The sequence below is a fragment of the Lacinutrix himadriensis genome (genome assembly GCF_001418105.1).
In the GTDB taxonomy this organism is placed as follows: domain Bacteria; phylum Bacteroidota; class Bacteroidia; order Flavobacteriales; family Flavobacteriaceae; genus Oceanihabitans; species Oceanihabitans himadriense.
On the sequence record NZ_LIQI01000012.1, the window covers coordinates 272237 to 278520 of the forward strand.

Consider the following 6284-nt stretch of genomic DNA (forward strand, 5'->3'; position numbering starts at 1 on the left):
AACTTCCATAACATGCTTAAAATACCTAAAGGAATGATTAATATGGAAGCACCATGTGACCAATAAAAAACAAACAATAAAGACACAGGTTATAGTCTAAACCTTTAAAAATTAAAATTTTCCATAAAGTTGGAAAGTAATACAGGAACAGGATAATCTTTTAATTTACTAACTAAAACCCCATTAATAGCAAGCGTATCCATTTCTATAACCCAAAACTTAGTATGCAAATGCTGATGGGATAATTTATGAATAATTGCCTCTTCATTATATAAGGACAACTTATAGGAAGCACCATTTATTATATCGTGCTTTTTTAACTGCAAAGACATCGCATTAAAATCCATTACCTCATTACTCTCTATTAAAGGAAACTGATATAGGTTTTGCCAAATACCTTTTCCTTCTCTTTTTTCTAAAATGGTTTTTCCATCTGCTGAAACGAGCACTAAAAAATTAAAATGCTTCTTTTTAGGTTTTAAGCTCTTTTTCTTAACAGGCAACTCGGTAATTAGGTTCTTTTGTAAAGCAACACAACTATTTTGTAACGGACAAATAGTACAATCCGGATTTTTTGGTTTGCATTGTCTTGCTCCAAATTCCATAATAGCCTGGTTAAACTCGGCAGGATCATCTTTGTCAATTAATTTTTGCGCTAAAGCTTTAAACTCCTTTTGACCTTGAGAACTATTAATAGGAGTAGCAATTCCAAAATATCTAGAAAAGGATCTATATACATTACCATCTACAACAGCACAAACCTCATTAAAGCAAATAGAAGCAATGGCACTAGCGGTATAATCGCCAACTCCTTTCAGTTTTAATAAATCTTTATAATTATTAGGGAACGCACCATCCAGTTCTTCTACAATATGTTTTGCCGTTGCATGCAAGTTTCTAGCTCTAGAATAATAGCCCAAACCTTGCCATAATTTCAAAACATCGCTCTCATTTGCACTTGCAAGATCAAAAATTGTTGGAAAATTAGTAACAAAAGCTTCATAATAAGGTAATCCTTGCTCTACTTTTGTTTGTTGTAAAATGATTTCAGACAACCATATAAAGTACGGATTGGTAGTTCTTCGCCATGGTAAATCCCTCTTATTTACTGAGTACCAATGTGTTAAAGTTTTATTTATAGTCATTTATTATATATAGTATCTGCAAAAATAAACGTTTATTAGGTTAAATTTAAGTCAATTAGGTTTGAAATATTGAAATTTTAATTCCTATATTTGCATCCCTTAATAACTGATTACAATAATTAAAAATAATAGAGAATGACTAAGGCTGATTTAGTAGCAAAAATTTCTGAGAAATTAGGAATTGAAAAAGGAGATGTTCAAGCAACAGTTGAAACTTTTATGGAAGAAGTAAAAACTTCTTTAGAAGGTGGAGATAATGTATACCTAAGAGGATTTGGAAGCTTCATCATTAAGACAAGAGCTGAAAAAACTGGTAGAAATATTTCTAAGAATACAACTATAAAAATACCTGCTCATAATATTCCAGCATTTAAACCTGCTAAAGTATTTGTAGAAGGAGTGAAAACAAATGTAGACGTTAAGTAAGACGCTAAAATAATACTAATTTAAAAAAAATCAAACTTATGCCAAGTGGTAAAAAACGCAAAAGACACAAGGTTGCTACGCATAAGCGTAAAAAAAGAAGACGCGCTAATCGACACAAAAAGAAGAAATAGATTAAAAAAGTAGTTAATAGCTACTTTTTTAGTTTATAGCAAACGTTCTTTGAAATGAGTTCTATAAAAACACGTATTACCTTGCGTAGTTTGGACTCCACGGATTTAAAAAAATCCTGTGATTTCTAATCATAGTTAGATTTAGCATAGTTAATTTTAACTATGATTAGAATAAATAATGTATAATCCATCTGTATAATTTGGTTGTTAGTTATTGGTTTTTTGTTGCTGGTTGTTATTCTGAAAAGATTTTCAACTTCTAACTTAAAAATCTTAACTATTAACTAAAGCGTATGGATAAAAATTAACAAAATGGATAAAGAATTGATCATTAGATCTAGTTCCAACCACGTTGATTTTGCCTTATTAAAAGATGGAAAACTTATTGAATTACAAAAAGATGAAGATAGTAACGATTTTTCTGTTGGTGATGTGTTTATTGCCAAAACAAGAAAAGCCGTTCCTGGTTTAAATGCTGCATTTGTTAATGTAGGTTATGAGAAAGATGCATTTCTGCATTATCATGATTTAGGACCAAAACTACCTTCCCTTTTAAAATTCACAAAAAGTGTAAGCACAGGTAAACTAAATGATTTTTCATTAAAGAATTTCCCATTTGAAAAAGATATTGACAAAAACGGAAGCATTGCTAACGTTATAAAGTCAAATCAATCGTTACTCGTACAAATTGTAAAAGAACCAATATCTACAAAAGGCCCTAGAATAAGCTCTGAGCTTTCTATTGCTGGTAGATATATTGTTTTAGTACCTTTTTCTGATCGTATTTCTATTTCTCAAAAAATAGAAAGTAAAGAAGAGAAGGAAAGACTAAAACGCCTGGTTAAAAGTATTACTCCAAAAGGTTTTGGTGTAATAATACGTACAGTAGCAGAAGGCAAAAAAGTAGCTGAACTAGACAAAGATTTACAAAATTTGATTGGTCGTTGGACCGCAATGTGTAAAAAGCTACATAAAGCACAACATCCAAGTAAAGTATTAGGAGAGATGAATAAAGCTTCCTCTATTTTACGAGACATATTTAATGACTCCTTTACGGGCATTCATGTGGATGATGAAGCGCTTTATATGCAGATTAAAGATTATGTGCAACTAATTGCACCAAAAAAAGAATCGATAGTTAAATTGTATCAGTCAAACGTTCCAATATTTGAAAAATTTGGAGTAGAAAGACAAATTAAAACCTCTTTTGGAAAAACTGTTTCCATGGCAAAAGGAGCATATTTGGTAATAGAACATACCGAAGCGCTTCATGTTGTAGATGTAAATAGTGGAAATCGCTCTAATAAAGCAAATTCCCAAGAGGACACAGCACTTGAAGTTAATTTAATTGCAGCAACAGAAATGGCCAGACAATTGCGTTTACGTGATATGGGCGGAATTATTGTTGTTGATTTTATTGACCTAAATACTGCTGAACACAGAAAAAAGCTTTTCAATCATCTACGTGATGAAATGAAAGATGATAGAGCTAAACATAAAATATTACCTCCAAGCAAATTTGGATTGATACAAATAACCAGACAAAGAGTAAGACCAGAAATGAACATTAAAACCAGAGAGGATAATCCTGATGGTATAAATGGCGTTGAAGTTGAAGCTCCAATAAATATTGTTCCAAAGATCAAACATGATATGGAACAACTATTTAAAAAAGACTATACCAAGGTGACCTTAAACACACATCCTTTTATAGCAGCCTTTTTAACAAAAGGTTTTCCATCTATACGTTCAAAATGGTTTTTTGAACATAAAAAATGGGTGAAAATTTTACCAAGAGATGCTTACACGTATTTAGAATATCATTTTTTTGATAAAGATGATAAACAAATTAAATAATTAAAAAAGCCTTACTTTATAAAAAGTAAGGCTTTTTTGTTTTTATACCTTTTTATTAAATAATAAAAAGGGCTACAATATTTAAAATTAGACCATAAAAAAACCACCTCAATAGAGGTGGTTTTTAAGCTTATTTTATTACTTATTTTATACTATTGGTTGTTTGGTCCACCACTTACAATAATAAACTCACTACGTCTATTTAATTGGTGATCTTCTTCTGTACAACCTGTACCACAATTAACTGCTGGTTCGCTTTCTCCTTTACCTGCTCCAGAAATTCGTGCAGCATCAATACCTTTAGATATTACATATTGCACTGTAGTTTGTGCTCTTCTGTTAGATAATCTTTCGTTATAAGAACTAGGACCTCTACTATCTGTATGCGATTTAGCATTAATAACCATGTCTGGGTATTTGTTCATTATTTGTACTAGTTTATCCAACTCAAAAGCAGCTCTTGCTGTAATGTTAGATTTGTCAAAGTCAAAATAAATAGGATCTAACTCTACACGATCTGCAACAATTAGTTTTTCAATAGGATCTAAAGCTATAGCAACTGCTAATTCTTCTTCATCGGTACCTTTAATGCTTAATCTATTACTTTCGTATTCATCCATAGTTACTTCTAACTCTGTCTCTGTATCACACTCTATAATGAATTCTGCAATACCTTCAGCGTTTGTAGGCTTAGAAGCTATTTTATTTCCTTTAGCATCATATAAAGTTGCCATCGCGCCAACTAAAATTTCGCCTGTTTTATTATCTGTTACCGCAGCAGTAATTTCAACATCACATAAAGGTTGTAATTTTTTAATTCCGTAAATATCATCACTTCCTTTTCCTCCTTCTCTGTTAGAAGAAATAAATCCGTCGCCAGACTCTTCGTTAATACTAAAAGCAAAATCGTCTGCATTACTATTTACTGGAAGCCCTACGTTACGTATTTTAGACATTTTACCATCTATTTCTTTGGTATAGAAAACATCTAAACCACCAAGACCTAAATGTCCATCTGAAGATAAGTACAAGGTTCCATTATCACTTATAAATGGAAACATTTCACGACCTTCTGTATTGATTTTTTGTCCAAGGTTTTTTGCTTCACCAAAACTACCATCACTATTAATAGTTGTTTTATAAATATCTCCTTGACCAAATCCTCCAGGCATATCTGAAGTAAAGTAAAGTGTTTTACCATCTGCACTTACAGAAGGATGATCTGTATTGTAGTTATTACTATTAAAAGGTAATGGTTGCACGTTTGACCAATCGCTTCCAGATTTAGTAGCTTTAAATAAATTTAATACACTAAATCTTGTGTTAGATAAAGAATCTTTTTGATATTGTTTTTCATAAAAACTCTCTCTAGAAAAATACATGGTATTTCCATCAGGGCTAAAAGCAACAACGCCTTCATGATATTTTGTGTTTATATCATTACCTAATAAACTTTCGTTTTGGTAGGTACCGTCATCTTCCACAGTAAATTCATATAGATCTAAAAAAGGTTGTTCGTTCCAACCATATTCTCTTCTTGCATTATTTCTTGCTGAAGTAATATACAGTTTTCCGTTTTTAAGCGTTCCTCCAAAATCAGAAACTTTTGAATTAATTTCTAAATTCTGTACATTGAATTTCTTTCCTTTTTCTAATATTTTAGGAAGATAATCTGGGTTCTCGTTAAAAGCGATAGCTCTAACATCTGCTGGTCTCATACTAGCAAATTTAGTCATCCATTGGTTTGATTTATCATACTTACCATTTGCCTTAAGCATTTGTACGTAGTTAATCATTGTTTCTGGATCTTGAGAAGTCTCCAATGCTTTTGCGTACCATTTTTCAGCTTCAACCGTATTAAAAATATTGAAGTTTGATTCTGCCAATCGCTTGTAAACATACTCGTCTGCATTTCCTTTTTCCACTAATTTTTGATAAGACTCAATAGCTTTATTGAAATCGAATCTAGAAAAGTGCTTGTCTGCAGTACTAGTAGATTTATTTTGAGCAGTTAAACTTAAGCTACTCAATAATAGTAATGTAATATATATTTTAAAGTTTTTCATAATTCTTTAGCTTAAGGGATTAGAAGTAACGAGGTGAACGAGATACACGTTTTGGAAACGCAATGTCGAAATTAATAAATACCTCATGTGATGAACTAGTTGTGTAGTTCAAGTCGGATTGAATAGCATCATAAGCATATCCAATTCTTAAACGAGGTGTTACCATAAAGTTGATCATACCACTAAAAGAATCTTCTAAACGATATCCTACTCCTACTTCAACGATATCATACATAAATACATTTGCATTTACATCGAAACTTGAAGGAGCATCAAATGCTGTTTTTAGTAAAGCGTGTGGTTTTAATTTAAAGTTTTCAGATAAATTAAATACATAACCGGCAGCAGCAAATAAGTGTTGTGTTTCTGACCCTATATTTAAACCATTAGCATCTAAATGTGTTGCATTTAAAATATTTGGCATAGAAGCAGAGATATAATATTTGTTTGGTTTATAAAAATAAACTCCCGCTCCAATATTAGGTGTTACTTCATTGATATCTTGAAAAAGATCATCATCAGCATCTGTTAACACTAACTCACTTAATCCAATATCATGAAATGTAGCTCCTGCTTTTAAACCAAAGGCTAATTTATTATCAGCTCCCATTGGTAAAGTATATGAGAAATCTGCATAAGCATTTGTTTCTCTTACTGTC

General features: G+C 31.4%; 5 protein-coding genes. 2 read left to right on the forward strand and 3 right to left on the reverse strand.

Annotated features, from left to right (window positions below):
- Window positions 1-104: 104 nt before the first annotated feature.
- Complete coding sequence (mutY, locus tag AMD28_RS03475; protein ID WP_055442766.1) at window positions 105-1145, reverse strand: A/G-specific adenine glycosylase; 1041 nt, start codon at window positions 1143-1145, stop codon at window positions 105-107.
- 135 nt (window positions 1146-1280) lie between these two features.
- On the opposite strand from mutY, the gene AMD28_RS03480 reads away from it, so the two are divergent.
- Entirely contained in the window at window positions 1281-1571 is a 291-nt protein-coding gene (locus AMD28_RS03480) for an HU family DNA-binding protein (protein WP_055442767.1), read from the forward strand.
- Between the two features lie 443 nt (window positions 1572-2014).
- Window positions 2015-3559, forward strand: coding sequence for an Rne/Rng family ribonuclease (locus AMD28_RS03485; RefSeq protein WP_055442768.1), 1545 nt, complete (start codon window positions 2015-2017; stop codon window positions 3557-3559).
- Between the two features lie 152 nt (window positions 3560-3711).
- On the opposite strand, the gene AMD28_RS03490 is transcribed toward AMD28_RS03485, so the two are convergent.
- Both AMD28_RS03490 and AMD28_RS03495 read right to left on the reverse strand, forming a co-directional pair.
- A complete protein-coding gene (locus AMD28_RS03490; protein WP_055442769.1) occupies window positions 3712-5625 on the reverse strand; it encodes an OmpA family protein in 1914 nt (637 codons plus the stop codon).
- Window positions 5626-5644: 19 nt separating this feature from the next.
- Window positions 5645-6284: PorP/SprF family type IX secretion system membrane protein (locus tag AMD28_RS03495; protein WP_055442770.1), on the reverse strand; the 640-nt coding region annotated here is incomplete at its 5' end.

What these genes read in the sequence shown, in the direction of transcription:
- mutY (WP_055442766.1), bottom strand. Translation starts at nt 1,145, where the DNA reads ATGACTATAAATAAAACTTTAACACATTGGTACTCAGTAAATAAGAGG.
- AMD28_RS03480 (WP_055442767.1), top strand. Translation starts at nt 1,281, where the DNA reads ATGACTAAGGCTGATTTAGTAGCAAAAATTTCTGAGAAATTAGGAATT.
- AMD28_RS03485 (WP_055442768.1), top strand. Translation starts at nt 2,015, where the DNA reads ATGGATAAAGAATTGATCATTAGATCTAGTTCCAACCACGTTGATTTT.
- AMD28_RS03490 (WP_055442769.1), bottom strand. Translation starts at nt 5,625, where the DNA reads ATGAAAAACTTTAAAATATATATTACATTACTATTATTGAGTAGCTTA.